The organism is Burkholderia sp. Ac-20365 (assembly GCF_017104715.1).
In the GTDB taxonomy this organism is placed as follows: domain Bacteria; phylum Pseudomonadota; class Gammaproteobacteria; order Burkholderiales; family Burkholderiaceae; genus Paraburkholderia.
The window spans coordinates 374549-400337 of record NZ_JAAGPI010000001.1 but is presented as its reverse complement, the minus strand read 5'-3'; the positions used below and the strand labels follow the sequence as shown (position 1 = coordinate 400337).

General features: G+C 62.1%; 24 protein-coding genes. 5 read left to right on the top strand and 19 right to left on the bottom strand.

What is annotated here, in order from left to right:
- Nucleotides 1-15 precede the first annotated feature (15 nt).
- The gene (locus G3O01_RS01625; protein WP_205802688.1) at nucleotides 16-1458 is read left to right on the top strand and encodes a PLP-dependent aminotransferase family protein; all 1443 of its coding nucleotides are present in this window, start codon (nucleotides 16-18) and stop codon (nucleotides 1456-1458) included.
- A 14-nt stretch (nucleotides 1459-1472) separates the two neighbouring features.
- Here G3O01_RS01625 and G3O01_RS01620 read toward each other — a convergent pair whose 3' ends face one another.
- From G3O01_RS01620 to G3O01_RS01575, 10 genes are all read right to left on the bottom strand, one after another.
- The gene (locus G3O01_RS01620) at nucleotides 1473-2405 is read right to left on the bottom strand and encodes a glycosyltransferase (RefSeq protein ID WP_241023556.1); all 933 of its coding nucleotides are present in this window, start codon (nucleotides 2403-2405) and stop codon (nucleotides 1473-1475) included.
- 261 nt (nucleotides 2406-2666) lie between these two features.
- A complete protein-coding gene (locus G3O01_RS01615; protein WP_205803064.1) occupies nucleotides 2667-3737 on the bottom strand; it encodes an MBL fold metallo-hydrolase in 1071 nt (356 codons plus the stop codon).
- 111 nt (nucleotides 3738-3848) lie between these two features.
- On the bottom strand, nucleotides 3849-4502 hold the full coding sequence (locus G3O01_RS01610) for a peroxiredoxin (RefSeq protein WP_205802687.1): 654 nt from the start codon (nucleotides 4500-4502) through the stop codon (nucleotides 3849-3851).
- A 431-nt stretch (nucleotides 4503-4933) separates the two neighbouring features.
- Nucleotides 4934-5980, bottom strand: coding sequence for an extracellular solute-binding protein (locus tag G3O01_RS01605; RefSeq protein ID WP_205802686.1), 1047 nt, complete (start codon nucleotides 5978-5980; stop codon nucleotides 4934-4936).
- Between the two features lie 20 nt (nucleotides 5981-6000).
- Complete coding sequence (locus G3O01_RS01600) at nucleotides 6001-7128, bottom strand: FAD-binding oxidoreductase (protein WP_205802685.1); 1128 nt, start codon at nucleotides 7126-7128, stop codon at nucleotides 6001-6003.
- Nucleotides 7121-8548 carry an FAD/NAD(P)-binding oxidoreductase gene (locus G3O01_RS01595; RefSeq protein WP_205802684.1) on the bottom strand — a complete coding sequence of 476 codons (1428 nt, stop codon included), beginning with the start codon at nucleotides 8546-8548 and terminating at the stop codon, nucleotides 7121-7123. Before G3O01_RS01595 ends, G3O01_RS01600 begins: the two co-directional genes overlap by 8 nt.
- Nucleotides 8545-8841: a (2Fe-2S)-binding protein gene (locus G3O01_RS01590; RefSeq protein ID WP_241023555.1), complete on the bottom strand. Its 297-nt coding sequence runs from the start codon at nucleotides 8839-8841 to the stop codon at nucleotides 8545-8547. Before G3O01_RS01590 ends, G3O01_RS01595 begins: the two co-directional genes overlap by 4 nt.
- A 23-nt stretch (nucleotides 8842-8864) precedes the next feature.
- Nucleotides 8865-9659 (bottom strand): ABC transporter permease, encoded by a 795-nt coding sequence (locus G3O01_RS01585; protein ID WP_205802682.1) that lies wholly within the window; start codon nucleotides 9657-9659, stop codon nucleotides 8865-8867.
- A gap of 23 nt (nucleotides 9660-9682) precedes the next feature.
- Nucleotides 9683-10588 (bottom strand): ABC transporter permease, encoded by a 906-nt coding sequence (locus tag G3O01_RS01580; RefSeq protein ID WP_205802681.1) that lies wholly within the window; start codon nucleotides 10586-10588, stop codon nucleotides 9683-9685.
- The gene (locus tag G3O01_RS01575; protein ID WP_205802680.1) at nucleotides 10581-11672 is read right to left on the bottom strand and encodes an ABC transporter ATP-binding protein; all 1092 of its coding nucleotides are present in this window, start codon (nucleotides 11670-11672) and stop codon (nucleotides 10581-10583) included. The genes G3O01_RS01580 and G3O01_RS01575 overlap by 8 nt, the downstream gene beginning before the upstream one ends.
- A 301-nt stretch (nucleotides 11673-11973) precedes the next feature.
- On the opposite strand from G3O01_RS01575, the gene G3O01_RS01570 reads away from it, so the two are divergent.
- On the top strand, nucleotides 11974-12819 hold the full coding sequence (locus G3O01_RS01570) for an IclR family transcriptional regulator (RefSeq protein WP_205802679.1): 846 nt from the start codon (nucleotides 11974-11976) through the stop codon (nucleotides 12817-12819).
- Nucleotides 12820-12827: 8 nt separating this feature from the next.
- Here G3O01_RS01570 and G3O01_RS01565 read toward each other — a convergent pair whose 3' ends face one another.
- The 3 genes from G3O01_RS01565 to G3O01_RS01555 form a co-directional block, all read right to left on the bottom strand.
- Entirely contained in the window at nucleotides 12828-13544 is a 717-nt protein-coding gene (locus G3O01_RS01565) for a hypothetical protein (RefSeq protein WP_205802678.1), read from the bottom strand.
- Nucleotides 13545-13637: 93 nt separating this feature from the next.
- Nucleotides 13638-14087 (bottom strand): Ohr family peroxiredoxin, encoded by a 450-nt coding sequence (locus G3O01_RS01560; RefSeq protein WP_205802677.1) that lies wholly within the window; start codon nucleotides 14085-14087, stop codon nucleotides 13638-13640.
- 143 nt (nucleotides 14088-14230) lie between these two features.
- Nucleotides 14231-14659 (bottom strand): hypothetical protein, encoded by a 429-nt coding sequence (locus G3O01_RS01555; RefSeq protein WP_205802676.1) that lies wholly within the window; start codon nucleotides 14657-14659, stop codon nucleotides 14231-14233.
- A gap of 252 nt (nucleotides 14660-14911) precedes the next feature.
- Between G3O01_RS01555 and G3O01_RS01550 the strand changes: the two genes are divergently transcribed.
- Nucleotides 14912-16651: an FAD-dependent oxidoreductase gene (locus tag G3O01_RS01550; RefSeq protein WP_205802675.1), complete on the top strand. Its 1740-nt coding sequence runs from the start codon at nucleotides 14912-14914 to the stop codon at nucleotides 16649-16651.
- Nucleotides 16652-16663: 12 nt separating this feature from the next.
- Here G3O01_RS01550 and G3O01_RS01545 read toward each other — a convergent pair whose 3' ends face one another.
- Nucleotides 16664-18397, bottom strand: coding sequence for a pyrrolo-quinoline quinone (locus G3O01_RS01545; RefSeq protein WP_205802674.1), 1734 nt, complete (start codon nucleotides 18395-18397; stop codon nucleotides 16664-16666).
- A 179-nt stretch (nucleotides 18398-18576) separates the two neighbouring features.
- On the opposite strand from G3O01_RS01545, the gene G3O01_RS01540 reads away from it, so the two are divergent.
- Nucleotides 18577-19662, top strand: coding sequence for an alpha/beta fold hydrolase (locus G3O01_RS01540; protein ID WP_205802673.1), 1086 nt, complete (start codon nucleotides 18577-18579; stop codon nucleotides 19660-19662).
- 8 nt (nucleotides 19663-19670) lie between these two features.
- Here G3O01_RS01540 and G3O01_RS01535 read toward each other — a convergent pair whose 3' ends face one another.
- The 4 genes from G3O01_RS01535 to G3O01_RS01520 form a co-directional block, all read right to left on the bottom strand.
- Nucleotides 19671-20672, bottom strand: coding sequence for a LysR family transcriptional regulator (locus G3O01_RS01535; protein WP_205802672.1), 1002 nt, complete (start codon nucleotides 20670-20672; stop codon nucleotides 19671-19673).
- Nucleotides 20673-20788: 116 nt separating this feature from the next.
- The gene (locus G3O01_RS01530; RefSeq protein ID WP_205802671.1) at nucleotides 20789-21196 is read right to left on the bottom strand and encodes a cupin domain-containing protein; all 408 of its coding nucleotides are present in this window, start codon (nucleotides 21194-21196) and stop codon (nucleotides 20789-20791) included.
- Nucleotides 21197-21258: 62 nt separating this feature from the next.
- The gene (locus tag G3O01_RS01525; RefSeq protein WP_205802670.1) at nucleotides 21259-21738 is read right to left on the bottom strand and encodes a carboxymuconolactone decarboxylase family protein; all 480 of its coding nucleotides are present in this window, start codon (nucleotides 21736-21738) and stop codon (nucleotides 21259-21261) included.
- A gap of 189 nt (nucleotides 21739-21927) precedes the next feature.
- Nucleotides 21928-22806 (bottom strand): RNA polymerase sigma-70 factor, encoded by an 879-nt coding sequence (locus G3O01_RS01520; protein WP_205802669.1) that lies wholly within the window; start codon nucleotides 22804-22806, stop codon nucleotides 21928-21930.
- Between the two features lie 396 nt (nucleotides 22807-23202).
- Between G3O01_RS01520 and G3O01_RS01515 the strand changes: the two genes are divergently transcribed.
- Nucleotides 23203-24375, top strand: coding sequence for a porin (locus tag G3O01_RS01515; protein ID WP_205802668.1), 1173 nt, complete (start codon nucleotides 23203-23205; stop codon nucleotides 24373-24375).
- Between the two features lie 50 nt (nucleotides 24376-24425).
- Here the strand turns inward: G3O01_RS01515 and G3O01_RS01510 are convergent, their stop codons facing one another.
- Complete coding sequence (locus G3O01_RS01510) at nucleotides 24426-25586, bottom strand: porin (RefSeq protein WP_205802667.1); 1161 nt, start codon at nucleotides 25584-25586, stop codon at nucleotides 24426-24428.
- Nucleotides 25587-25789: the final 203 nt, after the last annotated feature.

Sequence of the window (25789 nt, the reverse complement as noted above, 5' to 3'; positions counted from 1 at the left end):
AGACAGGGCGAGACGATGGCTTCCAGCAGACACAAGGCAGCACACAGCAACGGCGTCACAACCGATGCAGACCAGACAAACGGCGATCAGGTCCAGACAAAACGCGCGACCTATATCGAGGTATCGGCGTCGATCGAGGATGAGATTCGCGGCGGCGTCTATCCGCCGGGCAGCCGCCTGCCGCCGCAGCGCCAATTGGCCACGGAACTGGGCATCAACGTGTCGACGGTGTCGCGCGCGTATAAGGAACTGCAGTTGCGCGGGCTCGTGATCGGCAGCAAGCGGCGCGGCTCGCTCGTCACGGGCGGCGCGATGCCGCGCGTCGAAACCGCAAGCACGTCGAACGCTGCGCCAGGCGGCGCAATCGACCTGACCGTCAACCGGCCCGCGACGGGCGAGTTCCTGTCGTGTCTGGCCACCACGCTCGCCGAACTGCCGCGCGATCCGCGCTATGCATCGCTACAGGAATATCAGCCGCCGCAAGGTCCCGACTGGGCGCGCGCGGCGGGCGCGAAGTGGATCGCTGCGCCCGGCTTTGCGCCGTCGCAGGATCATCTTGTCGTGACCAGCGGCGCGCAGCACGGTCTTTACGCGGTGCTCAACAGCCTGATCGGCACAGACGGCGTGATCATCGCGGATCGGCTCACGTATTACGGCCTGAAGGCGCTTGCGCCCGTGTTCCAGTTCGAGATCGTCAGCGTGCCGAGCGACCGCGATGGGCTGATCACCGATGAAGTCGAACGCATTTGCAGCCGCGTGCCTGTCAAGGCGATCTTCACGGTGCCGAATCTGCAGAACCCGACCGTCACGACGATGAGCCTCGAACGCCGCGTCGCGCTCGTCGATATCGCGCGGCGCTACGGCGTCGCGATCATCGAAGACGACGTGTACGGCCCGCTCGTCTCGCAACGCCTGCCTACGCTTGCAAGCCTGTGCCCGGAGCTGACGTTTCATATCGGCGCGACGTCGAAGATACTCGCGCCTGGCTTGCGGCTCGGTTATCTGCTGAGCCCGCCCGAGCGTTCCGCGCTGGCAGCCGAAGCCGTGCGCACCACCGCGTGGATGCCCGCGCCGATGTCGATGCTGATCTCGACGATCTGGATCGAAGACGGCACCGCGCGCCGCATCATGGACGCGCAACTCGCGGAGATTCGCGTGCGGCACGATCTGGCGCGGCAGATTCTGCCGCAGGAATGGCTGGAGTCGGACCCTGCGTGCATGTTTGTGTGGCTCAAGCTGCCGCCGCCCTGGCGTGCCGACGATTTCGCCGCGAATGCAAAAGCACGCGGCGTGGTCGTGATGCCTTCGTCGGCGTTCGCGGTCGATCGCGCGGAAGTCGAGCATGGCGTGCGGATCAATCTCGCGTGCGCGTCGTCACGCGAGCAGCTGGTAAGCGCGCTGCAGACGCTTGCGCATGCGTTGCGCGATCGTCCGCGCGCGTTGTTCGGCACGATCTGACGAAGCGGCTCGCGTCAAAGCCGCGCGGCCTGTTCCGGGTCGCTCGATCCCGAAGCAATCGCTATCAGGCCGAGCAGATTGCCGACCAGACGTCCCTGACGATCGAGATGCGGCTCGGGCCTGAACGACTTGAGTGCGTTCATCGCGAGTGCCTTGAAGATGTAGCGCGCCACTTCACGGCGCGACATCACACCCTTGTGCCACAGATAGTTCGGGTTCACGACTTGCGAATAGCCGAACTTCTTTCCCGAGACGCGGCCGGACGCCATGCCGAGATGTACGCCATTCAGTTGCGCGCATCGCACGATGGCGCCGCGGCTCGACAGCCGGCACGAGAAGTCTTTATCCTCCAGCCAGCCATATAGCACGAGACGCTCGTCGAAACGCAGGCCGCTCATCGCCTTCACGCGACACGCCATATTGCAGCCATACAGGGAAATGCAAGGTGTGATCGCATCCGTGACGCGGCTCGCGCTCTCGGCATCCTTCACGATGCGCCGCGCGTGGTCCCATGTGACAGGGCGACCTTTCGAACCATCCTGCAATAGTGCTTGCGCCGACACGCCGATGACGGACGGATTGCGATCGAACATCTGCGCGCATTGCTCGATCCAGTCCCGGCATGGCGCGAAATCATCGTCGAAGAACACGACGATATCGATGTCGCGAGGAAGCGCATCAAGTGCGCGATTTCTCTGCGCGGGCAAGCCAGCCGGGCCGAACACGCGCATCACGGGAAAGGGCGTCGAATACAGTTCGCCGATATCGCTTTCATTCGTTGCGGAAAGAACAACGAGTGCGGGCAACGTGGTTTGACGCGTGAGAAATGCGAGTGCGTTCGGTATTGCATCGGGACGGCCTTTCGTTGCGATGACGACTGCAACGCGCGCCGCATGCGTGAGGCTCGTATCGTCGACAAGGGGCCGGTCGAGCACACTCTGCATCATCCCTCCCTGTCGCCGCGACGAGCATGAACTACTCGACTAACGCTAGCACGAAAGGTCAGGTGTAACGCCGCATCGCCGGATCAGCGGACGGGTTTGTCCGAATTGCATGAGGTGTTGTCCAGGGGCGGGATCAAAAGAAAACAGATATGGCATTGACTTCGATCAGTATGTCGAAGTACTCGTAATCAACTGATTAGTGCATTCGCGTTCGCCCGTTTTACCTGTTTTTTCAGGTGCGAAACGTAGTGCTTACCGCTTGGACTACAGGCTGCCGTTTTCGACGACCCGCCCTTCCGAGCGCCAGCGCAACATGCCACCCGCGAGATTCGCGACATTGTCGAATCCTGCCTGACGCAGAATCACTGTCGCTTGCGCTGAGCGTCCGCCCGCACGACACACCGTGACGATAGGACGCTCCTTGCCAAGTTCCGCCGCGCGTTTTGCAAGGTTGCCCAGCGAAATCAGCCTGGCCTCCGGAATGCGTCCAAGCGGCCCGTCGTATTCGTCGGGTTCACGCACGTCGAGAATCTGAACCGCGTGCAAATGTTCTTCGAGCCACTGCGGATGAATTTCCCAGATCCCTGCAAATGTGTAAGTGAGTGGCGCCCATTCGGGCTGCGGCTTTTGTAAGGGATCGCTGGCCGCGACACCGCATTTCATGTTCGCGGGAACGGCTACGTCGATCTGACGCGGATGGGCGAGTCCGAGATTCGTCATATAACCGGCGAAATCGTCTTCGCATAGTTCGCCGCCCAGGCGCGGATTGAAACGCCGCTCTTCCGCCACGCTCGTCACCGTGAGCCCGCGATAATCGTGTGCCGGATACAGCAGGCAAGATTCGGGCAAAGAGAATAGCTGTTCATGCACGGCGCGAAACAGCGCGTGCGGATTGCCGTTCTGGAAGTCCGTGCGGCCGGTGCCGCGAATCAGCAGACAATCGCCCGTGAAAGCCATCGATTCGTCATCGAGCACGAGACTGATGCAGCCATTCGTATGACCTGGCGTGGCACGCACCTGCAGATGACGTGAGCCAAATGCAAGCGTATCGCCATGGCTGATGTAACGGTCCGCGCCTTCCGCGCCACTCGCCGCCGATATCGCGATCTGACTGCCGGTGCGCTTTTTCAGCAGCCACGCGCCTGTCACATGATCCGCGTGCACGTGCGTGTCGATCGTATAGCGCAGCGTCAGGCCGAGTTCGTCGAGCAGCGCCGAATCGCGGCGCGTCTGTTCGAACACAGGATCGATCAGCACGGCCTCGCGCGTGTCGCTGTCAGCGAGCAGATAGGTATAGGTAGACGATTGCTGGTCAAATAGCTGGCGGAAAATCAGCACGCTCTCGGTCTCTCAACGTGTGGGAACAATGCCTTCGATACGAACGGCTTACGATGCCGGCGCGCGTCGCGAACATTCCACGCGCGCGCCGGCCAGTCGCTCAAGGTCTCACTTGGGTTGCTGCACGTAACGCAGATACGGCTTCAACGTCTTGAAGCCCTGCGGATACTTCTCTTTCGCAGCATCATCGGAAACCGAGGTGGGGATAATCACGTCGTCGCCGGGTTTCCAGTTCACGGGCGTCGCGACGGTATGCTTGGCGTTCAGTTGCAGCGAGTCCAGCAAACGCAGCACTTCGTCGAAATTCCGGCCCGAGCTCATCGGATAGACGAGCATCGCTTTCACCTTCTTGTCCGGCCCGATCAGGAACACCGAGCGCACTGTCGCGTTGTCGACAGCCGTACGCGGACCGCCGCCCGCTTCCGGGTGAATCATGTCGTAGAGCTTCGCGACATTCAGATCGGCGTCGCCGATCATCGGGTAGTTGATTGCGTTACCCTGCGTTTCCTCGATGTCCTTCACCCATCGCTGGTGATCGCTGACAGGGTCGATGCTCAATCCGATGATCTTCGTATTGCGCTTGTCGAACTCGGGTTTCAATCCCGCCATGTAACCCAGTTCGGTCGTGCAGACCGGCGTGAAGTCCTTTGGGTGTGAGAACAGGATTGCCCAGCTGTCGCCGATCCATTCGTGAAAGTGAATCGTGCCTTCCGTGGTTTCCGCCGTGAAGTCGGGTGCCACTTCTCCTAGTCGAATCGCCATCTTCTTCCTCCGTGGTGACAGGTTCTACCGATGCGTCGCTTGCCGCTGCAGCCGTTGTAGCGACCGCTGGCGGGGAAATCGGGAATCAGCATAGAGATCTTCTGACGTTAGCCGCCGGCCCATGATGCCGAACGACTAGAGGAAGCACGCGCAAAACCCGTTCGCGACGGCTCCCGATCGGCACCGACGCAAGATGAGCGTAAATGCGCAGCAGGTAACTTTTATAGGGTAGAACAAATTACACCATTCGTGTGCAGTTTGTCAGTGCGCCCGATCGTTTCTCCATTTGTCTGTTCGCTGAAGCACGGATGAGGTTGATGTCGAAAGAATGGGGCGAAAAAAAGCACCCGCGCGATGAACGGGTGCCTTATCTCCTGCAGCTTCGGCGCAGCCGGAAAACCAGCGGCTACGCGCGTCGTCGCATGCAGCGCTTATTGCTCGACCTGCCGGTTCCAGCGCTGATCCCACTGCGCGCGGTGCGCGTTGATCGAATCCCAATCGACAACCGTCACCTTCTTCACCAGGTCGTCGAGATTGCCGAGACTCTTTTGCATTGCGGGCGTCATGGTTGCGTGCTCGTTGGTCGGAATCTGCTTGCCCGCCGCGGCCGCTTTCGATTGCGCAGGCGCCGACAACAGGAATTGCGCGAGCTTCTGCGCCAGCTGCGGATCGGCGTTGTTCTTCACGACGCACAGATCGACCAGCAGCAGCACCGCACCTTCTTTCGGATTCGCATAGCCGACGGGAATGCCCTTGTCCTGCAGATCACCCACTGCTGTCGGCGTCAACGGGAAGAGGCCTGCTTCGCCCGTCTGCACCATCTCCGAGAGTTTCGCCGAATTGGGAATGTACTCGACCACATTCGGCCCGACCGTGCTCGACCACTTGCTGAAGCCCGGTTCGACGTTCTGGTCGTTGCCGCCCATTAAACGGTTGATCGCAAGAAAGCCGTGCAGGCCGAAAGTACTGCTCGACGCGGACTGGAACACCACCTTGCCCTTGTACTTCGGATTGGCGAAGTCCATCCACGACGTCGGCGGCGCCCAGCCTTTCTCGGCAAACAGCTTCGTGTTGTAGCCGATACCTGTCATGCCGAGCTGCACGCCCGCGCCCACATCGTCCTTCATCCGCGCGAACGGATACAGCTCTTTCAGCACGGGCGAATCGTCGAGCTTCTGGCACACGCCCATGCTGACGGCGCGCGCCATCACACCGTCGTCGAGAAACGCGACGTGAATCTGCGGGCTATTGCGGTTGGCGAGCAGCTTGGCAAGTACATCGGACGAGGTGCCAGGCACTACCACCACTTTCACGTTGTTCGCCTTCTCGAAGTCGGGCAGCACGCCGCTCGTATAGGCCTTTTCCATCGGACCGCCGTTCATGCCGATGTACAGCGTTTTGCTTTGCGACCAGGCGGGCGCAGCCGCGCCGATCGCGCACATGGCGGCCAGCGCCGCGACCGTGCTAGACAGCTTCATTGTGGGTCTCCTTGACAGGACTAAAGTACAGCGGGGATCGCGCTTCGGTTGAAGCGGCCGATTGCAAACGCATCGAGCGGCGTCGAAGTCTCGCCGTCGATCACGAGGTCGGCCAGCACTTCGCCGACGCCGGGCGCAAGCAGAAAGCCGCCGCCCGAAAAACCAAATGCATGCAACAGGCGCGGCACCTTCTGGCTCGCACCGATGATGGGATTGCTATCGGGCGTCTCGCCTTCGACACCGCTCCACGTGCGGATCAGCAGCGCGTCGCGCAGTGCGGGCAGCAGCGCGCAGGCATCGCGCATCACGGCACGCGTCGTGGCCGTCGATGGTTGCGCGTATTCGCCGTCGCCATGCCCGCGCCCGCCGCCGATCACGCAGTTGCCGCGCTCCACTTGCCGCGCGTACACGCCGCCGCCTACCACGCCGAGGTTGTGCGTGACGAAGCGCGGCAGTGGCTCGGTGACCCACATGTTCGGGTAGATCGGCTTCATCGGCACCGCTTCGTCGAAGAAGCCCGCGACGGTGTTGGCCCACGCGCCCGCGCTGTTGATCAGCCAGTCGGCTGTGATGCGCTCGTCGCCCGCACGAATCTGGAAGCGCGTGCCGTCGTGCGAAATATCGGTAATCGGTGTGTGCTCGCGAATTACAGCACCCGCTCTTTGTGCCGCACGCGCGAATCCGGGCGACACGAGACGCGGATTCGCATGGCCGTCGCTCATACACAGCGAACCGCCGAGCGCCGCGTCGCCGAGCCACGGATAGCGCTTGCGAAACGCCGCGCCGGCGAGCAGTTCGGTTTCGAGTCCGTGCTCGCGCGCCATCGCGGCCCACTTCTCGAGCACCGCAAAATCGCTTGCCTTCCGCGCGAGCCGCAGATGCCCCGACACAACGAGTTCTCCGTCGATGCCGATCACTTCCGGCAAACGGTCCCACACGCGCCGCGCGCGCATCGCGAGCGGCATCTGTTCGGCGGGCCGTCCCTGGCAGCGCACGCCGCCGTAGTTCACGCCGCTCGCCTGTGCGCCGCAGTAACGCCGCTCGAACAGTCCGACGCGCACACCGCGCCGCGCGAGCATCAACGCCGCCGATGAGCCCACCAGGCCGCCGCCCGCGATCACCACCTGAAAGTGGACGGCGTCACTCATCGCGGGCCTCCTCGGGAATCGCGGCGACGTCGTCGTCGAACAGCATCGGTGAAATAGGGATTGGCTTGATGGGCGCCTGGCTGCGCAGACGGCCGACGTCTTCCACAGGACGGCCCGTTTCGTCGCTCAGCAGTGCGATTGCCGCTTCGCCGCACATGCGCCCCTGGCAGCGTCCCATGCCGACGCGGGTCAACGCCTTGAGCCGGTTGATCTCGCTTGCCTCGCCGTCGCGAATGCAGCGGCGCAGCGTGCCTGCATCGACTTCTTCGCAGCGGCATACCGTCATGTCGTCGGGCCATTGCTGCGCCGGCTGTGCCGGTGGCGCGAAAGCCGTTTCGATACCCTCGCGGAACACGGCGATGCGTTGCAAGCGGCGTTCGAGCGTCGCCATATCGATTGCATCCGCGTGCTGTGGATGCGCGATGCCGAGATCGTCGAGCAACGCGAGCGCAGCGCGCTGTCCCGCGAGTTCCGCTGCGTCCGCACCCGCGATGCCTGCGCCATCGCCCGCGAGATAGATGCCCGGCACCGTGCTACGCCCTGCCGCGTCGCGCTCGGGCAGCCAGTAGCGGCTCAGTTGATCGAAGCGAAAACGGCATCCGGCGAGATCGGCGAGTTGCGTTTCGGGACGCAAGCCGAAGCCGAGGCCGACTGCGTCGCATGGAATCGTTTCTACGCTTTGCTGCGACGTCCGGAAGCGAATGCCCGTTACGCCTTCATCGCCATCTATGCCGACCAGCGTCACATCACGTGCGATACGAACGCCGCGCGCCTTCAACCACGCGACGTAATACACGCCCTTGGCAAACGTCGACGGCTGGCTGACGAGCTTCAGTACCGCTGAAACCTGCTTCGACCACGCGCTCGTGTCCAGCACGGCTTCGACGTGCGCACCCGCCTTCACGTATTGATACGCGACGAGATACAGCAGCGGCCCCGTGCCTGCCAGCACGACGCGTCGCCCGATTGCGCAGCCCTGCGCTTTCAATGCAACCTGCGCGCCGCCCAGCGTATAAACGCCGGGCAACGTCCAGCCCGGCACCGGCAACACGCGATCCGTCGCACCGCTTGCAATAAGCAGTTGCGTGAACGCTACGCTCGCTTCGCGGCCATTGCATATCGTGTCGAGCCTGCGGCCTTCACAGGACCACACAAGCGTATCCGGCCGATAGTCGATATGCGGCAACAGCACGCGCATCGTTTCGTGCACCGCATGCGCCTTCTTCGATTCGAAGCCGTAGAGCGTTGCCTTGCTGCGCTGGAAACCCGCATCGGCAGGCGGCTGTCGATAGATCTGTCCGCCCCAGCGCGCATTTTCATCGAGCACGATCGGGCGAATACCCGCTGCCACCAGCGTCTGTGCTGCGCGAATGCCCGCAGGTCCCGCGCCGACGATCACCACCTGTTGTCCGCCGCTCATCGCGCACCTGCCGTCACGATCCGCATGCCTTCGCGAACCAGCGTCGAACACGCACGAATGCGCCTGCCGTCTTCGCTGCGCACCCAGCAGTCCTGACACGCGCCGATCATGCAGAAGCCCGCGCGCGGCTCGCCGCTGAATTCGCTGTGACGCACGTGGCGTTGCTGCATTAGTATCGCCGTCAGGACGGTATCGCCCGTCAACGCGCCGACTTCGACGCCATCGAGAAAGAACGACACAGGCGTGCGCCCGGCTTCGGCGACGCGCAGCAACTGGCTGTTGGAACTGGACATGTGAGCGTGAGCGGAAGATGCCATCAGTGCTGGCCAATCAGAATCCGGTTGAGACCATAGACGCGGTCGAGCAGCAGCATCGCGCCCGCCGTGATGAAGATGACGAGCGCGGACACGGACGCCATCATCGGATCGATCGATTCGGTTGCGTACATGTACATGCGCACGGGCAGCGTGACCGTTTGCGGCGACGTGACGAAGATCGACATCGTCAATTCGTCGAAGCTGTTGATGAAGGCGAGCAGCCAGCCGCCCGTAATACCGGGCACGATCATCGGCAGCGTGATGCGACGGAAGGTGGTCCACGCATCGGCGCCGAGCGACGACGCCGCGTGCTCGATGCTGCGGTCCAGTCCACTCACCGAAGCCAGCACGAGCCGCATCACGAACGGCGTGATGACGACCATGTGCGCGAGGACCAGCCACGCGAACGAGCCCGTTGCGCCGATCAGCGCGAAGAAGCGCAGCATCGCGATGCCGAGCACGAGGCCTGGAATCACCAGCGGCGACAGCAGCAACGCATTGAGAAAATTGCGGCCGGGAAAACGCGCGCGGCCAATGGCAAGACCTGCGGGTAGCGCGATCAGAAGCGACAGCGTCGCCGATGCAAACGCCAGTTTCAGGCTGTTGAAGAACGCCGTGATGAAGTCGGGATAGTCGAGAATCGCGCGGAACCAGCGCAGCGAGAAGCCGTGCGCCGGCAGCGTGAGCGTTTCATCCGGCGTGAACGCGACGAGCACGACGATCGCGAGCGGCGCGAGCACGAACAGGATCACGACGGTATGGAACGCGAGGGCAAAGAAACCGTTCTTGCGCATGATGTTTCGCCTGTCGGTTCGCGTCAGCCCATGCTGCGCGCGTAGCGCCGCTCGAGCACACGGTAGTAGGTAAGCATCACGACGAGGTTCGCGACCAGCAGCAGCATCGCGATCGTCGCGCCTAGCGGCCAGTTCATCGAACTCAGGAACTGGTCGTAGACCGCTGTGGCCGCCACTTTCAGGCGACGTCCGCCGAGCAGGCCGGGAATCGCGAACGCGCTTGCCGAGAGACCGAACACCATCAGGCTGCCCGACAGAATGCCCGGCACGAGTTGCGGCAGCACGATACGCCGCAACGTCGTGGCAGGCGACGCCATCAGCGAAAGCGCGGCATTCTCCGTTTGCGGATCGAGCCGTTGCAATGCGGTCCAGACGGGAATCACCATGAACGGCAGCATCACATGCACAAGCGCGATGACGATCGCAAAGGTCGTGTATTCGAGCTTGTACGGTCCGAGGCCGAACAGCGCGAACGCCTGATTCACGAGGCCGTTCGTGTTCAGCAGCATGCTCCAGCCGAATGCGCGCACCACCACCGACACCAGCAGCGGCGCGAGTATCACCAGCAGAAAGAGCGAACGCCACGGGTCGCGCATACGCGACAGCACATATGCTTCGGGCGTACCGATTGCGACGCACAGCACGGTCGTCAGCAATGCGATACCGAAGGTGCGCAGAAAGATCGTGTGGAAATACGACGAGCCGAGTACTTCGACATAGTTGTGAAAGTCGAACGCCGCGATTGGGCCGCTCGCGGGATCGAAGCGATAGAAAGTCAGCGCCAGCGTCATCGCGAGCGGCACGAGCACGAGCGTCGCGAAGAGCAGCAACGCGGGCGCGCTCATCAGCCACAACGGCACGTAGGCGTGCCACGGCGCACGCGATGTGCGGCCATTCGCGCTTTGGGCTGCGGACAACGTGCTATCCATGTGCGCGCTCCTGGCCGATCAGGCGCAGCGAGTCGCTATGCCAGTCGATGCCAACCTTTGCGCCTTCCGAATACGGCTCGTTGCCCTCGTTCTGGCAGCACACCAGCATCTCGCCGACGCGGCTGTCGAGCCGGTACAGCCATTGGCTGCCGAGAAAGAAACGGCTCGTCACATTGCCAGCAAGACGCCCTTTGTCAGGCGCGCAGAGCCGCAGCTTTTCCGGGCGTATGCACAACGTGACGGCATCGCCGACGCCGATTGCCTGCCCATGTGCGGCAAGCTGCGCCATGCTGCCGTTCTCCGCGAGGTCGTGGCCGAGGTCGATGCGGATCGCGTCGCCATCGCGCGACACGACCTTGCCCGCCAGCATGTTCGCCTTGCCGATGAACTGCGACACGAACAGGTTCTCCGGTCGCTCGTACGCGCGGTACGGCGTGTCGATCTGCGTGATGCGCCCCGCTTCCATCACGACCACGCGGTCGCTGATCGACAGGGCTTCCGACTGATCGTGCGTGACCATGATCGTCGTCGTGCCGATCTTGCGTTGAATCGCGCGCAGTTCGAACTGCATGTCTTCGCGCAGCTTGGCATCGAGGTTTGACATCGGTTCGTCGAGCAGCAGCACGGGCGGCGCGATCACGATTGCACGTGCAATCGCGACGCGCTGTCTCTGCCCGCCTGAAAGCTCACGCGGAAAGCGATGCGCAAGTGCGTCGAGCCGCACCAGCTCCAATGCTTCGCGCACACGGTCGTTGCGCTCGGCTTTATCGATGCCGCGCATTTCCAGCCCGAAGCTCACGTTCTGCGCGACGCTCATGTGCGGAAACAGCGCGTAGCTCTGAAACACGATGCCGAGGCCGCGCTTGTTCGGCTTCATGTGCGTGATGTCGCGGCCATCGAGCGTGATGCGCCCGCGCGTCGTTTCGATGAAGCCCGCGATCATCTGCAGCGTCGTGGTCTTGCCGCAACCCGACGGTCCGAGCAGCGAAACGAACTCGCCCTTCTCCACCGAGAGGTTAATCCCCGTCACGGCATGCAGTTCGCCGAACGTCTTCGAAACGTCAGTCAATGTGAGGAACGACATGGTCTGGCCTTTTGGTGCACCGCACCGGCTGAATCGACGGGTGTCTGTTGAGCCGACTCTAGCTAGCCAAATTCCAGAGCGTCAATGTCAAATTCCAATGAACGATATAAACATTCCATTTCTTCCATTCAATGGAATTTTTTGCTTGTTATCAGCGCGCGTCATTCCACTGCGTGTGGTCAGTGAAAATACTGAATCCCGTGCTGACAGGCATTTGCATGGCTTATGCCTATGCGTGTTTGTTTTCCAGCAAGAACATCGGCTAGTATTCCGTTCAATGGAATCTAAACCGGACTCTCCGATGAATCCTTCGAAAGAAGCCGACGCCCCTGGCGCGGGCATGTTGCAGCGGGCATTCGCGGTAATCCGCGCGCTCAGCGAAGTGCAACCGGAGGGCGGCCGCGTGACGCGCATCGCGAAAGCGGTCGGGCTGACGCAAGCCACCGTGCATCGCATCCTGCATGCGCTGATTGCCGAAGGCGTCGTCGAGCAGGATCAGAACACCAAACTTTACCGGCTCAGCGTCGACTTTTTCGCGCTCGCCGCGCAGGCAGGCAATCCGAGCGGTATGCGCGCGCTGTGCCGCCCTGCTCTGCTGCGCCTGTGCGCGAGTCTCGGCGACACGATCTTTCTGCTCGTCAAAAGCAGCTTCGACGCCGTGTGCCTCGACATGTGCGAAGGCCCGTTCCCTATTCGTTCGTTCACAGGCGATATCGGCGGACGCGTCGCGCTCGGTGTCGGACAAGGCAGTCTCGCGATTCTTGCGTTCCTGCCCGAAGCGGAGCGCGAAGAAATCATTCGCTTCAACGTGCCGCGTTTGCGCAGCTATGGCGTGCTCGACGAAGTCTATTTGCGCACGGAAATCGAGCGCGTTCGGCAACTCGGTTACGCGGGACGCAACAGCGGCGTGCTGGAAGGGATGGCGGGGGTCGCCGTGCCGATCATCGACCGTACGGGTTGCGCGGTGGCTGCGCTGAGCGTCGGCACCTTGTCAGCGCGTCTGGGCGACGACCGCTTGCCGATGGTCGTCGAGCTTCTCAAGCGGCAAGCCGATCTGATCGGCCCGCAGGTGAATCCATTCGATGTCGCGATGCGCCGTCCGATGCACGGCCTCACACGCGCGATGACAACCGAACCGATTGCGTGACACACGCTTTACATGCTGCCCGATGATGTCGCCGCCGTTTTCGCAATCGGCTGCGCAAGCCCCGCTTGCGACAACAGTGCAATAGCGGCGGGATCCGGCATGCCGTTGGCGTCGATAGCACCTGCTTTCGCGAGCGCTTCGAGATCGCTGTCGACGCCCGCCTGTCCGACCACGAATGCCGTCGTCAGAAATGCGGGCGTGCTCAGCGTCAGTGCATAGTGCTGCTGCAGATTCGTCACGACGGCCGATTGCGCGTTCAGCACATTGCTCTGATTCGCAAGCGCCTGCTGAAACTGCGTATTGCTGGCGAAATTTGCAACGAGACCGGACGCGCTCGTGCCGAGTTGAGCCGCGAGATAGACGATCATCAGCTCGGTTTCGGGCGTCGTGTTGAATGTCCCGCCCGCGAAGGCGAGCGAATGCAGCGTCACACCGCTAGCAGTCACCGTGATCATGCACGGAAGCGTCGCGTTGAACGAAAGGCTGTAGCGTCCGCCGCCATCGGAGAGCGTCGCGCCTGAGCCTTGCGCGCAACTCACGTTGACATTGGCGCTCGCCAGCGCCTTGCCCGTCGCTGCCGTGCCCGCGAGCGCAACGTTTGGCGCCGGAGTTGCGCCCACACAGCCATCGAAACCGATACAGGCGCTGCCGCCGCAAGACGCGAGCGCCGCGACTGACGCAGCGCAAACAGCAAGTAGCACGGGACGAACGGAACGTAGCGTCATGGCGATCCGCCAACGAGGGAAAGGGCGCGGAATTTCATTCTAGCGCGCCCTCACCCCGCCGAACTGCCCTCATGCGGCAGACGGAAGCCCCGTTCAGATCACGTTGATCGCCACGTCGATATTGCCGCGCGTTGCTTTCGAATACGGACACATGTCGTCGGCAGCGTGCACGACGGCCTCGGCCACATCGCGTGCGATGCCGGGCATGCTCACGTCGATCCGCGCGCCCAGGAAGTACGCGTCACCCGTCATGCCCAGATCGATCTCGATGTCGAGCGCGAGATCGGACGGCAGTGCGACTTTCTTCGCCTTGGCCGCAAGCCCGATGGCCGTGATCAGGCAGGCCGACCAGGCGCCCGCGAAAAGTTGCTCTGCCGTCGGATGCGGATCGGCAGCTTCGAAGATGTGCTCGGGATGCGCGTCGTTGCCCGGTGCCGACAGCCTCAGGTCAAGCCGGTCTTCGTGGCCGCGCGTAGCGCCAGCGCGCCTGCTTGCCGTCGTATGGGTCTTGCCAGTGAACAGGACTTTTTCAATTGTGGTCATCGTGATTCCGTGATCGAAAGTGGATAGCGACTCTTTAAGTCGATGCGATTCAATCGCATGCGATGCATATTGCTCGAATCGCTCGCACATGTCAATCGCATACGATTTAATCGCTCACACACTTTCGATAGACGATCACAAAGTTACTGGACTCGCTGCGTCAGCCGTCCGACGAACTTCCAGCCGCGCTCCTTGCTCCAGAAGTACGTGAAGCCCGTCGGCCCGTCGATGAACACGGTCATCGGCTTGCGCGACGCCTCGTCCAATTCAGGGTCGGCATCGGACTGCGGCGCGCTGACGGTTGAGACGCGTCCTGTGCCCTGCATCGCGACGCTTGCGGCACGGTCCGCTTTCCAGCCTTCATCGGGAACGTAGGTAAGCCGCACTGCGCCACCTGACGGCGGCTGGATCATCAACGTCAGCGGGTCCCCTGCGGACGCGGTCTGCGCAGCGACGGCGGGTGCGACATCTGCACTGCCCGCAGCGAATGCCTGCGCACACGACACGGCCAGGCTCGCGACAAGACTCCAGCCCACAACGCCAGGCATGCTGCTGTTATCGGAACGCTTCATGTTGCTCTCCATCCGCGCATACAAGGGTTAGCGCAATCAACTGGTAGACGAGCACGCACCACGCGGTTGAAACGAAACACAGCAAACCTCTTCACATGAAGTGTTCTAGCGAACGAACGGAATCATTCCACGCAAGATTCGAACGACAGCAGTCACCTGATCTGCCGACAAACGACAACTCGATTACTCTGTCGATTACGTTCGCATGAACGTTCACGCACTGCCCCATCATTCGCCGGAGGACCATCCGCGATGAGCAACGAGTCAACGCCGTCAGACGCAGCGCCCGCGCGCGAGCAGGCCACGGACGCGAACCTCATCGACGAAACGCTTCTCGAAGATCCGAGCGTGCGCGATCACCCGCGGCATCAGCAGATGTTTCCCGTGCTGTCGGAAGCGGAAATCGAGCGCATGCGGCGCTTTGGCGAGCCGTCGCGCTACGTGAAGGGCGCCTTGCTGTATCGCGCGGGAAGCCTGTGTCCCGGCGTGTTCGTGCTGCTCTCGGGCAAGGTGCGGATTGTCGGGCGCGATGGGCTCGGCCACGAGCGGATTATTCATACGTACACGCAGCGCGGCGAGTTCACGTCGGATGTCACGCAACTCTCCAACAAGCCTGCCGTCGTCGATGCGCATGTGGTCGAAGACGTCGAAGCGATGTTGCTGCGGCCCGAAGCGTTGAGCTCGATGATGATCAGCGAAGCCGACCTCGGCGAAAAGATCATGCGTGCGCTGATTCTGCGGCGCGTGCTGGTGATCGAGCGCGGGCACGGCGTCGTGCTGGTCGGCCCGTCGAACAACGGACGGCTGATCGCGCTGCAGAACTTCCTGCGCCGGAACGTGTTCCCCAGCCTGACGCTCGACGCGGACAAGGACGCCGAAGCGATCGCGCTGCTTGCACGCCTGACGCCGCAACCGGACGATTTTCCGCTCGTCGTCTGCCCGAACGGCACGGTGCTGCGCAATCCCGATGAAGGCCAGCTTGCTTCGTGCCTCGGACTGATTCCCGAATTCGATGCCGCGCATGTCTACGACGTGGCGATTGTCGGCGCAGGGCCAGCGGGACTGGCGGCTGCCGTGTATGCGGCTTCTGAAGGACTCTCCGTCGCGGCGCTCGATTGCCGCGCGCCGGGCGGCCAGGCGGGCACCAGTTCTCGCATCGAGAACTATCTCGGCTTTCCGACGGGCATTACAGGCCATGCGCTCGCGGGCCGCGCATTCGTGCAGGCGCAGAAGTTCGGCGCGCATATCGGCATTCCGTGCGAAGTCAAGGCGCTGTATTGCGACAAGCAGCCGCCCGTGGTCGAACTGACCGACGCGCGGCGCATCACCGCGCGCACAGTGGTGATCGCAAGCGGCGCGGAATACCGGCGGCCCGACGTGGAGGGACTGGAGCGTTTCGACGGATCCGGCGTCTATTACTGGGCCACGCCCATCGAAGCGCGTTTATGCCGCAAGGAACCCGTGCTGCTGGTCGGCGGCGGTAATTCGGCGGGACAGGCGGTCGTGTTTCTCGCGTCGCACGCCGAGCACGTGCATATGTTCATACGTGGCGCGAGCCTCGAGCACAGCATGTCGCACTATCTGATCGAACGCATTCTGGCGCTGCCGAATGTCACGCTGCATACGCGCATCGAACTCACTGCGCTCGAAGGCGATGCGCGGCTGGAGCGCGTGCGATATCGCGGCGCGGGCGGCATAGAAGGCAGCATGACGACGCATCATCTGTTCGTGTTCATCGGCGCGGAGCCGAATACGGGCTGGCTCAAGACATGCGGCGTGTCGCTCGACGAAAAGGGTTTTGTGCTGACCGGCCCCGATATTCCTGGCGCGGGCCTGCAATCGATGTCGCTGCAGACCAGCGTGCCGGGCGTATTCGCAATCGGCGACGTGCGCTCGGGATCGACCAAGCGTGTCGCGTCGGCAGTGGGCGAAGGCGCGGCGGTCGTCGCGCAGATTCACCGCATGTTGTCCGAGATCCGCGCGGCGTGCTGACGGACGTCCGTTTTATTTCAGCAATCCGAACACTGCGACGCCATTCGTCGTGCCGACATAGACGCGGCCATGCGCGATCATCGGCGTGATGTATTTGTTGCCCGCGCCGAATGTATCGCGCGAGCCGGACTGATTGCTGTTGTACAGTTCCTGCGCGAGATTGGCCGCATTGAATGCGTGCAGCGCGGCCACCGAGCCGTTTTCCGCCGCCCACACAATCGCGTTCTGTGAGCCGTTCGCTGAAATGCTCGGCGTCGTGCCCGGATACGCGAACGTGCCCGCGCTCGTCGACGAAGGCGTGGTGGCGAGCCGCGCGGCGCTGACCGGAAACGCCTTGAGGTTGTCGCCAACCGAGCCGTAGTACACGACGTTGCCGTAGAACGCCGGCGTCGTGAACACCCCGCCGATCAGTTGTCCGTCGATCTCCTGCCAGATCGCGTTACTCGTGCTGTTGAATTTGCCCAGATTGTCGCGATCGACGACATAGATCTTCGAGTCCTTGCCCGAGCCGAGCGCGAGATGCCGCGTGACACCGTTCGCGTCGACGAGATCGGGCAGCAGCATCGCGCCGCCCGAGCCGAGGTCGGCGTCGCGCGCGGACTGCGACACAGTGTCGAAGGTCGCGAAATAATCGGCGACATTGAGCTGCGGCGACGTTCCGAGCTTGATGAATGCATTGCCGAAATTGCCATTCGATGGAAAACCTTGCGCGTTCAACGTCGTGTCGAAGGTGCCGTTTGCATCGAGGAAATAGAGCGACGTGCCGTCCGATGCCATCCCGCCGCCGCCCATCCAGATCGCGCCGCCGCTGCCGTTCGGCGTCAGGTTTACCGCGCTCGTCTGCGCGAGCGTGTCCGCGTTGTAGGCCATCACCCAGCCCGCGTAGACGCCCTGATCGCAGTGCGAGGTCCATGCCAGATAGACCTTGCCGTCGACCAGCGCGAGCGCCTGGCGCTCCGCGTATTGCTGCGGGTCGAAGACGGTCACGCCGTTGCTGCTGTTCGCGCCGCCGCCCGGATAGCTGCCGGTGATGTCCGCCGGTCCGCCGAGCGCTTCGGCGCCCGTCGCGAGATCGACTGCATGCAGGCGCTGATGAATCGTGCCGCCCGCGTCCTTGCTCATCGCGACCGCATACATCACGCCATTCGCGCCGCGTCCGCGATCGATCACGGGCGTGGCCGTAATGCCGATCTCAGGAGAAATCTGCGCGCAGTTGCGGGGATCGCTGGTGGTCTCGCCGCTGCCGAGCAGCGAACGCTGCCACAGCTGCGCATTGCTGTCGGCATCGAACGCATAGACGCTCGCATGTTCGGTCACGACGTAGACAACGTTGTGCGCGGCGCCGCTTATCGACACGTTGCTGACAAAGAGCGGCTGCGCGTCGACCTTGCCGTCGACGGCAAGAAAGCCGACCTTGCCGAAATTCGTGGCGTTGACGTTTGCAGGCGTGAGCGTGGTTTCCGCGAGATATTGCCCTGTGCGGGCCAGATCGTTGTGATAGGTCAGGACGTCAGCGACGGCGGCGGCCGTGCCGCCCGAACTGCCCACACCGCCTGTCCCACCCGACGAAGTGCCCGAGCCCGAGCCGGACCCGCCGCTGCCACTACTGCCACTACTGCCACCCGCGCTCGCGTTGTTCGACGAACTGCCGCCGCTGCATGACACGCAGATTGCGGCCACGACACACAGAATCGCGATATGCCGCGATGAGCAAAGGCTGGAGAACGAACGGTGCCAGCGGTTCATGGACGTCTCCCGGGCGGTCGGGCGACCGCGAAGATTATCGGCCTCGCATTGGCGAAAGTCGCATGTCGGTGCGTTTCCGGCATGACGGTTCAGCAATTCCCGTTCCGCAGCGCAAATTCGTGCGACGGAATACTCCACGTCGTGCGTTTAATACACACGACCGTCACGGGACATTCAAAATGATTTCAGATCCGGCACGCCGTTTATTGTTGTTCGCCGCATGCATCGCGCTGATAGCGGCACGCGATGACGCGAGCGCGACTTCGTCGCGGCAGGCAGCGCCCGTCGCGCATGTCGCCGATCAGAGTATTCGCGTCGGCACACCCGACGGCTACGGCACTTTGCCACTCTACGCCGATCGCAGCATCGATGCTGCACAGACTGATGTCACACGCGTGTTCATCATCGTGCATGGCACGTTGCGCAACGCCGACAAGTACTTCGCGACGGGCCAACAGGTACTCGCGGCGGCGGGCGCGAGCGGCAAGGACAGCATGGTCGTCGCGCCGCAGTTTCTGACGACACGCGATCTTCGCGCGTTTTCAATGCCGCAGCACACGCTCGCGTGGACGGAAGCCGGATGGAAAGAAGGTGCGCCTGCGCGTCGCCCTGCACCAGTGAGTTCGTTTGCGGCGCTCGATGCGCTGCTCCAGCATTTCGATAACGCGCAGCGTTATCCACACTTGACGTCCGTGACGCTCATCGGGCATTCGGCGGGGGCGCAGATCGTGCAGCGCTACGCGGTGGCGGGTCGTGCGGAAGACGCATTGGCGCGCGACGGTATCCACGTGCGGTACGTAGTGGCGAATCCATCGAGCTATCTGTATTTCGACGATGAACGCCCTGCATCGCAAGGCGTTTTCGAGCATGTCGATACGCAAGCGTGTCCGCGCGCGGTCGAGTGGAAATACGGCATGCTCGACACGCCTGCTTATGTTGCTGCACAGGACAGTGCGTTAATCGAGGCCCGCTATGCGAAGCGCGATGTCGTGTATCTGCTCGGAATGGATGACGTCGATCCACGCACGCATTTTATCGACCGCTCTTGCGCTGCGATGGCACAAGGTCCGTTCCGGCTCGCGCGTGGGCTCGCATACTTCGACTATCTGAAAAGCCGCTATCCCGCGGGACTGAATCAGCGCGTGGTCGAAGTGCCAGGCGTGGGGCACGACGCACAGCGCATGTTGACATCGGGTTGCGGCATGGCAGCGCTGTTCGATCAGCCGATGCCGTCGTCATGTCCCGTCGGGCGCGGACAACCATGACGCCGTCTTCATTCGATTGTCGATACCGCGTCCATCGTGGTCAGACAATGCAGGTCGAGCGCGCGCGTGTGCTCGGTCATGTAATCGACGAACACGCGAATGCGTGACGGAAGATGCTTGCGGCTCAGATAGCAGATGTAATGGCCGCCATCGTCAGGCGCGTACTGCGTGAGGCACGTAACGAGACGCCCGTCGCCGAGCAGATCGCAGACCTGATAGCCGGGCAGCTGCGCAATGCCCTGCCCGTCCAGCACCGCCTGCAACATCAACTCCGGGTCGTTGAACGTGTGCGTGGCGTGCGGCTGGCGGCGCATCGGCAGGCCGTCCACCTTGAACTCCCATTCGCGTACGCGCCCGGATGCCGTGCGCAAGTTGATACAGCGATGGTCCGACAGTTCGTCGACATGACCCGGCAAGCCATGCGCGCTCGCATACGCAGGTGACGCGCAGACGATCATCTGCATTGGTATCAGTTTGCGCGCAACGATCTCGCTGTCTTCCATGCGTCCATCGCGGAACGACACGTCGATGCGATCGGCAGTGAAGTCAGAGTGACGGTCGTTGAGCAGAAGCTCGAGTGATATCGCCGGGTACTGCGCATGAAAGCCACGCAGCAAGGGCGCGACGATCTTGCGTCCGAAGCCGGGCGTCGAACAGATGCGCAACTTCCCGCGCGGTGGACCGCTGCGCAACTCGCGCATCTCTTCGAGCGCCTGCACGATGCGCTCGACGCCCGCCTGGCAGTTCTCAAAGAAGAGTTCGCCTTCGCGCGTCAGCGACGTGCTGCGGGTCGTGCGCAGAAAGAGACGCGTGTCCAGCTGCGTCTCCAGCTTCTGCACGTTCCGGCTGACGGACGAGCGGCCGATGCCGAGGCGATCGCCCGCTCTGGCGAAGCTGCCTTCATTGGCGACGGCGAGAAAGGAAACAACGCCGGCGAAACTGGTTGCAAACGTGCTTGCAATCGGATCGTCGGCGCCCGTAACGGAGCGGCGCGGTGCGTAGTCTGACATGGAAGCGCGAAGTCGAGGTCGAGTGGAGTCCTTATCCGACTAGACGTTTGAGCGCTTCTGTTTGTGACATGGTCCGCCGAAATTTTCTCCCGCGCGCGTGCGAACGCCCGCGCGCCCTACTTCTCCGGCACCAGAACAGGCGCGCCCTTGTCCTTGAGCAGCAGCACGAGAAACTTCGCGGGTTTCGTCCTGCTCGCGTTATGGCCGACCGTGTGGACGTCGTTCGGGCCTTCATAGAACGACTGGCCTTTTGTGAGCGTGACTTCCTTGCCGCCTCTCACCTGCATCACGATCGAGCCTTCCAGCACATAGATGAAGCCATGCGCGTTGTGGCGATGCACCGGGTCGACCGCGCCGGGCGGATACTCGACAACGATCATCAACGCTTCCTTGCCGGGATAGTCGTCGAGCGGTTTCGTCATGACAGGCGTGACGATGGCCGCGGGCGGCTCGGCGTGGGCCCGGCCCGTCAAGGCGCCCGCCACCAGAAGCAGGCTTGCGAGGGATCTCTTCGAGCGAAACATGATGCGCTCCTCACATGGACGCGGCCGCATGGGCCGGAGTTGATAAACGACACCGCGCCGGTTCAGGCGAGGTTCGCCTTGTCGAGGCCGAATGCCTTGTCGGACGAGCCCGGCACGGTCCGGAATGCAACGTTGGCACGATTCCAGCCATTGATGGCCATGATTTCGAAGGTCAGGTCCGACAGTTCCTTCTCGGAGAACTGGCCGCGTACGCGCTCATAGATATCGTCGGGCACGCCGTGCTCGGGCAGCGTGGTCAGCACTTCCGTCCATGCCAGCGCAGCGCGCTCGCGCGGCGAGAACAGCGTCGACTCGCGCCAGATCGCAACGTGATGCAACCGGAGTTCGCGCTCGCCGTGAATATGCGCTTCCTTCACATGCATATCGACGCAAAAGCCGCAGCCATTGATCTGCGATGCGCGGATATTGACGAGATCGCGGATGGGCTCCTCGATCGCGCAATCCTTCAGCAGGGTGCTGAGCTCGATGAACTTCTTCGACAGTTCGGGCGATTGATGGAAGTAGTTGATGCGCTGAGTCATGATTTCTCCTGGCGTCGATGACGGATGCATCCGTGCCACACGGATGCCGTTCGCGGCGAGAACCGCACGACGTCATGGTAGGTTCGTGACACATGCCGCGGTAGACATGCACACGGACTCACGGTGTTGCCCGTCAGGCACCAATTCCACATTGAAGCACGGGCGCGCTACTGGCGTCGCCCGACGCGCTCAGGGCTCGCCGAATGCAGCGGCGATGCGCACCAGCTTGTCGGGGTTGCGCTGCACGTGAATGCTCACGATGCGCTCGCCGTCCGTTTCGAAAGTCTGCGCCGATTCGAGCCGGCCTTCGATATAGCGCAACAGCGCGACCCGTCCGTTGAGCGTCACGAGCCTGACATGAACCCGGCCAGGATAGCGCCGCAAGGCCGCATAGAAGAGTTGCGCGATGCGCCGGCCGCCCATCATCGGCTTCGGGAAACTGGTCACCTTGCCGCCGCCATCGCCGATCAGAACCGCGTCTTCGGCAAGGAATGCGTTGATCGCATGGAAGTCGGCGCTGGCAAGCGCCTGCGCAAAGCTCTGCAGCAATTGCCGATGTGTCTCGCGCGGCACCGCATGACGCGGCCGCTCGTCACGCAGTTGCGACTTTGCGCGACTGACCAGCTGGCGGCAGGCAGACTCCGTCTTGCCGATCGCATCCGCGATCTCGTCATAGTCTGCATCGAACACTTCGCGCAGCAGGAACGCCGCACGCGCTTCGGGCGTGAGCCTTTCGAGCAGCATCAGAAACGCGACCGACACGTCGTCGGCACGCTCGGTCATCTGCTCGGGCGTAGCGGGTGAGTCCGTGATCTCGGGCTCGGGCAGCCAGATGCCCGTGTAGTGCTCACGCTGGATCTTGGCAGCCCGCAGACGGTCGATAGACATCCGCGTCGTGACGGAGACGAGCCAGGCTTCGGCATTGTCGATGCTCTCGCGCTCAGCAGCATGCCAGCGCAGCCAGACGTCCTGCACGATGTCCTCGGCTTCGGCTACCGAGCCGAGCATCCGGTAGGCAATCTTCTGCAGGCGCGGGCGAAGCTGGTTGAAGGCGAGCGCGTCGTCCATAGGGTGAGTGTGCTGCCCTTTTCTGAATGGGAAAGCACAAGTTTGCCATGGATGACGTCCGAGGATAGTGCACGGGACACGAAGCCCGCATGCTGGTATGAAGAATCGCTCGCGACGTTGCGCATGGCTCACACTGAAGTGTCTTCGAGAAAGTCTGTGATCGCGTCGCGGCTCGGCGTGATGCCGCTCAATTGAAGCCTTCAGTAGCCGGGCGTGCTCCGTGCTGAAGATATCTCTTCAGCAGACAGTACGTTTTCCTTTTCTCGCGTCGCTTTAGAAAAAACACGATCCCGCTTCGCAAGCGCTCTGCCTTGCGACAAATATTTTTCCATCCGTTATATTCGCGTCGACATATCGAACGGATTACGTTTAACTCTTCAAGTCACTGGAATCGGGATGTTAAGAAGAACTGTTGCAACAGCGGCATTGAGCCTGGTGGGTTCCGTTGCGCACGCGCAAAGCAGCGTGACGCTCTATGGATTGATCGATACGGGTATCACGTATGCAAACCATGTCGCGACTTCGAGCGGGCATAGTGATCTTGTGAGATATGCAGACGGTGTCGCGCAAGGCAGCCGCTGGGGTATTCGCGGCAAGGAAGATCTGGGTGATGGTCTGTCTGCCATCTTCACGCTCGAAGGCGGTTTCAGTTCAGGCGACGGCACGATCGCGCAAGGCGGTGCGCTATTCGGACGCCAGGCGTGGGTCGGATTGAACAAGAACGGCGTTGGCTCGCTGACTTTCGGACGTCAGTACTCGCTATCGAGAGACTACATTCACAACTACGCGATGGGCCATGAAACGCCAGCGGGCAACTACGCGTATCACATCAACGATCTCGATCAACTGACGTCGAGCCGCATCAACAACTCGGTCAAGTTCAGCAGCGCGAACTTCAACGGCCTGACGTTCGGTGCCCTGTATGGTTTTTCGAATCAGGCAGGCGCTTTCTCGGGTTCACCGACCACGACGACGGGCACGACGACCAATCAAGGTTCGTCGCGAACATTCAGCGCCGGCGTCAACTATGCGCCTGGGCCGTTCGCCATCGGCGCAGCGTATACCGACATTCGTTTTCCCGGCAGTGCAACGCCTGCTTTCACCGCCAGTATCGCCAATATCAACACCGGACCGCTGCGCGATCTGCGCACCTTCGGCATCGGCAGCAGCTACGTGTTTGGTCACGCCAAGGTATGGGGCAACTGGACGCACACACAACTCGTGCAGATCGCATCGCACGAATCGACGCTGAACAATTACGAGGTGGGCGGCAAGTATCTGTTCACACCCGCGTTCAGCGGCGGGCTCGGCTACACGTTCTCGGATCTGAGCGGCGAGTTCAGCGGCAAATGGCACCAGGTGAACAGCTTCGTCGACTATGCATTGTCGAAACGAACCGATGTCTATGCACTTGCTATCTATCAGAAGGCGTCGGGCAGCAACATCGTCAATGGACACGAGGTGCCCGTTCAGGCGGAAATCGGTGCGAGTTCGAGTTTTATCGGCAACTCGGGAACGGGCGCCAACTCGCAGCTCGCCGTGCGCGTTGGCCTCAGACATCTGTTCTGACAGCAGCGCGAGACGCATGCTCTGCGTCCGCGCTTGCCGTGTCACACCGTTTAGAACGCGTGACGCAATCCGACCGTCACTGCCACCTGCGAATCCGTCGACGACGGCGACAGCGTGTTGATCATCGCGTGCGACAGCACCGAATCCGCCGGTGCGCCGTGCACGTTCTGATAGACGCCTTCGAGATAGAAGTCGGTGCGCTTGCTGAGCGCGTAGTCCGTTTGCAGCATCGCCGTATTCCAGCCCGGCGCCGAGCCGTTATACGCGCCGTGCGTGTACGTGTAGGCGCCCGACACGCTCAATGCCGGTGTCAGCGCATACTTCGCGTTCACTTCGTAGTTGTCCAGTCGCAGCGAGCCCGTCAGCGATCCCGCGGAAGAATCGTTCGCGCCGAGATACGTGCCCGTGCCGAACGAGAACACGCCCGCAGCGTTGTCGATCTGCGAATGGCTCCACACCAGACCCACCGTCGCCGGCCCGAACGTGTAGTTGCCGCCGAGCGACCAGATGCGCTGGCGTTGCGCGATGAAGTTCGCGCTCGTATCCGACGACGTGGTCGCGCCGGTACCGTTGCCCGCATTGTTGAACTGCAGATAGCCCGCAGCGAGATTGACGGGGCCCATCACGTACGACACACCGAAACCGTACGAGCGGTTGTTCGCGAACTCGCCTGCCTTGTTGCTGAAGCTGTACATCGTTTCGAACGTGACGCCGCTCCACGTCGGGCTGGTGTACTTGACCGAGTTGTTGATCACGACGGAGTTCGCCGCGAGGTTGTCGTTCTCGAACGGATGTGCAGCCATGCTGCCGCCCCACGTGTTGAACTCGGCCGTCAGCGGGCCGACGAGGTCGTTCATCGCGTCGAACTGGCGGCCGAACGTCAGCGTGCCGTACGGGTCGCTTTGCACGCCAACCCACGCCTGCGAGCCGAATGCGCTGCCGGAGAACGCCTGCGAGCCGTTATTCAGCAGAAAACCCTGTTCGAGCTTGAAGACGGCATGCAGGCCGCCGCCGAGATCTTCCGAACCTTTGAGCCCGAAGACCGTGTTCTGCGTCGAGCTGCTCACCATCTGCCAGTTGCTGTGGCCTTGCTGGTTGTTGGTGTACACGAGGCCGGTGTCGATCAGGCCATATAGCGTCACGCTGCTTTGCGCGTGCGCCGAAGCGGTAAAAACACCGAGTGTCGCGAGGGCGAGTAAGGATTTCTTCATGTCTGTTTTGCTCCGGGATGTAGCTGTGAAGAGTCGGGCGCCGCCATATGCGAACGTGGCAACGTGTCGACCATTTTGGGCGCGCGATCATAAAAGAACGGACGATGGTTTGGCAACCACGATCGCGCAAAAAACTCAACGCAGCGTGTCCATCATAGGAGCGACAAAAATATCCGGCATTGAAGTGCGCATGCGTGCGGCGC

Bases quoted from the DNA above. Each gene is read 5' to 3' on its own strand.
- G3O01_RS01625 (WP_205802688.1), top strand. From the start codon at position 16: ATGGCTTCCAGCAGACACAAGGCAGCACACAGCAACGGCGTCACAACC.
- G3O01_RS01620 (WP_241023556.1), bottom strand. From the start codon at position 2,405: ATGATGCAGAGTGTGCTCGACCGGCCCCTTGTCGACGATACGAGCCTC.
- G3O01_RS01610 (WP_205802687.1), bottom strand. From the start codon at position 4,502: ATGGCGATTCGACTAGGAGAAGTGGCACCCGACTTCACGGCGGAAACC.
- G3O01_RS01605 (WP_205802686.1), bottom strand. From the start codon at position 5,980: ATGAAGCTGTCTAGCACGGTCGCGGCGCTGGCCGCCATGTGCGCGATC.
- G3O01_RS01600 (WP_205802685.1), bottom strand. From the start codon at position 7,128: ATGAGTGACGCCGTCCACTTTCAGGTGGTGATCGCGGGCGGCGGCCTG.
- G3O01_RS01595 (WP_205802684.1), bottom strand. From the start codon at position 8,548: ATGAGCGGCGGACAACAGGTGGTGATCGTCGGCGCGGGACCTGCGGGC.
- G3O01_RS01590 (WP_241023555.1), bottom strand. From the start codon at position 8,841: ATGTCCAGTTCCAACAGCCAGTTGCTGCGCGTCGCCGAAGCCGGGCGC.
- G3O01_RS01585 (WP_205802682.1), bottom strand. From the start codon at position 9,659: ATGCGCAAGAACGGTTTCTTTGCCCTCGCGTTCCATACCGTCGTGATC.
- G3O01_RS01580 (WP_205802681.1), bottom strand. From the start codon at position 10,588: ATGGATAGCACGTTGTCCGCAGCCCAAAGCGCGAATGGCCGCACATCG.
- G3O01_RS01575 (WP_205802680.1), bottom strand. From the start codon at position 11,672: ATGTCGTTCCTCACATTGACTGACGTTTCGAAGACGTTCGGCGAACTG.
- G3O01_RS01570 (WP_205802679.1), top strand. From the start codon at position 11,974: ATGAATCCTTCGAAAGAAGCCGACGCCCCTGGCGCGGGCATGTTGCAG.
- G3O01_RS01565 (WP_205802678.1), bottom strand. From the start codon at position 13,544: ATGACGCTACGTTCCGTTCGTCCCGTGCTACTTGCTGTTTGCGCTGCG.
- G3O01_RS01560 (WP_205802677.1), bottom strand. From the start codon at position 14,087: ATGACCACAATTGAAAAAGTCCTGTTCACTGGCAAGACCCATACGACG.
- G3O01_RS01555 (WP_205802676.1), bottom strand. From the start codon at position 14,659: ATGAAGCGTTCCGATAACAGCAGCATGCCTGGCGTTGTGGGCTGGAGT.
- G3O01_RS01550 (WP_205802675.1), top strand. From the start codon at position 14,912: ATGAGCAACGAGTCAACGCCGTCAGACGCAGCGCCCGCGCGCGAGCAG.
- G3O01_RS01545 (WP_205802674.1), bottom strand. From the start codon at position 18,397: ATGAACCGCTGGCACCGTTCGTTCTCCAGCCTTTGCTCATCGCGGCAT.
- G3O01_RS01540 (WP_205802673.1), top strand. From the start codon at position 18,577: ATGATTTCAGATCCGGCACGCCGTTTATTGTTGTTCGCCGCATGCATC.
- G3O01_RS01535 (WP_205802672.1), bottom strand. From the start codon at position 20,672: ATGTCAGACTACGCACCGCGCCGCTCCGTTACGGGCGCCGACGATCCG.
- G3O01_RS01530 (WP_205802671.1), bottom strand. From the start codon at position 21,196: ATGTTTCGCTCGAAGAGATCCCTCGCAAGCCTGCTTCTGGTGGCGGGC.
- G3O01_RS01525 (WP_205802670.1), bottom strand. From the start codon at position 21,738: ATGACTCAGCGCATCAACTACTTCCATCAATCGCCCGAACTGTCGAAG.
- G3O01_RS01520 (WP_205802669.1), bottom strand. From the start codon at position 22,806: ATGGACGACGCGCTCGCCTTCAACCAGCTTCGCCCGCGCCTGCAGAAG.
- G3O01_RS01515 (WP_205802668.1), top strand. From the start codon at position 23,203: ATGTTAAGAAGAACTGTTGCAACAGCGGCATTGAGCCTGGTGGGTTCC.
- G3O01_RS01510 (WP_205802667.1), bottom strand. From the start codon at position 25,586: ATGAAGAAATCCTTACTCGCCCTCGCGACACTCGGTGTTTTTACCGCT.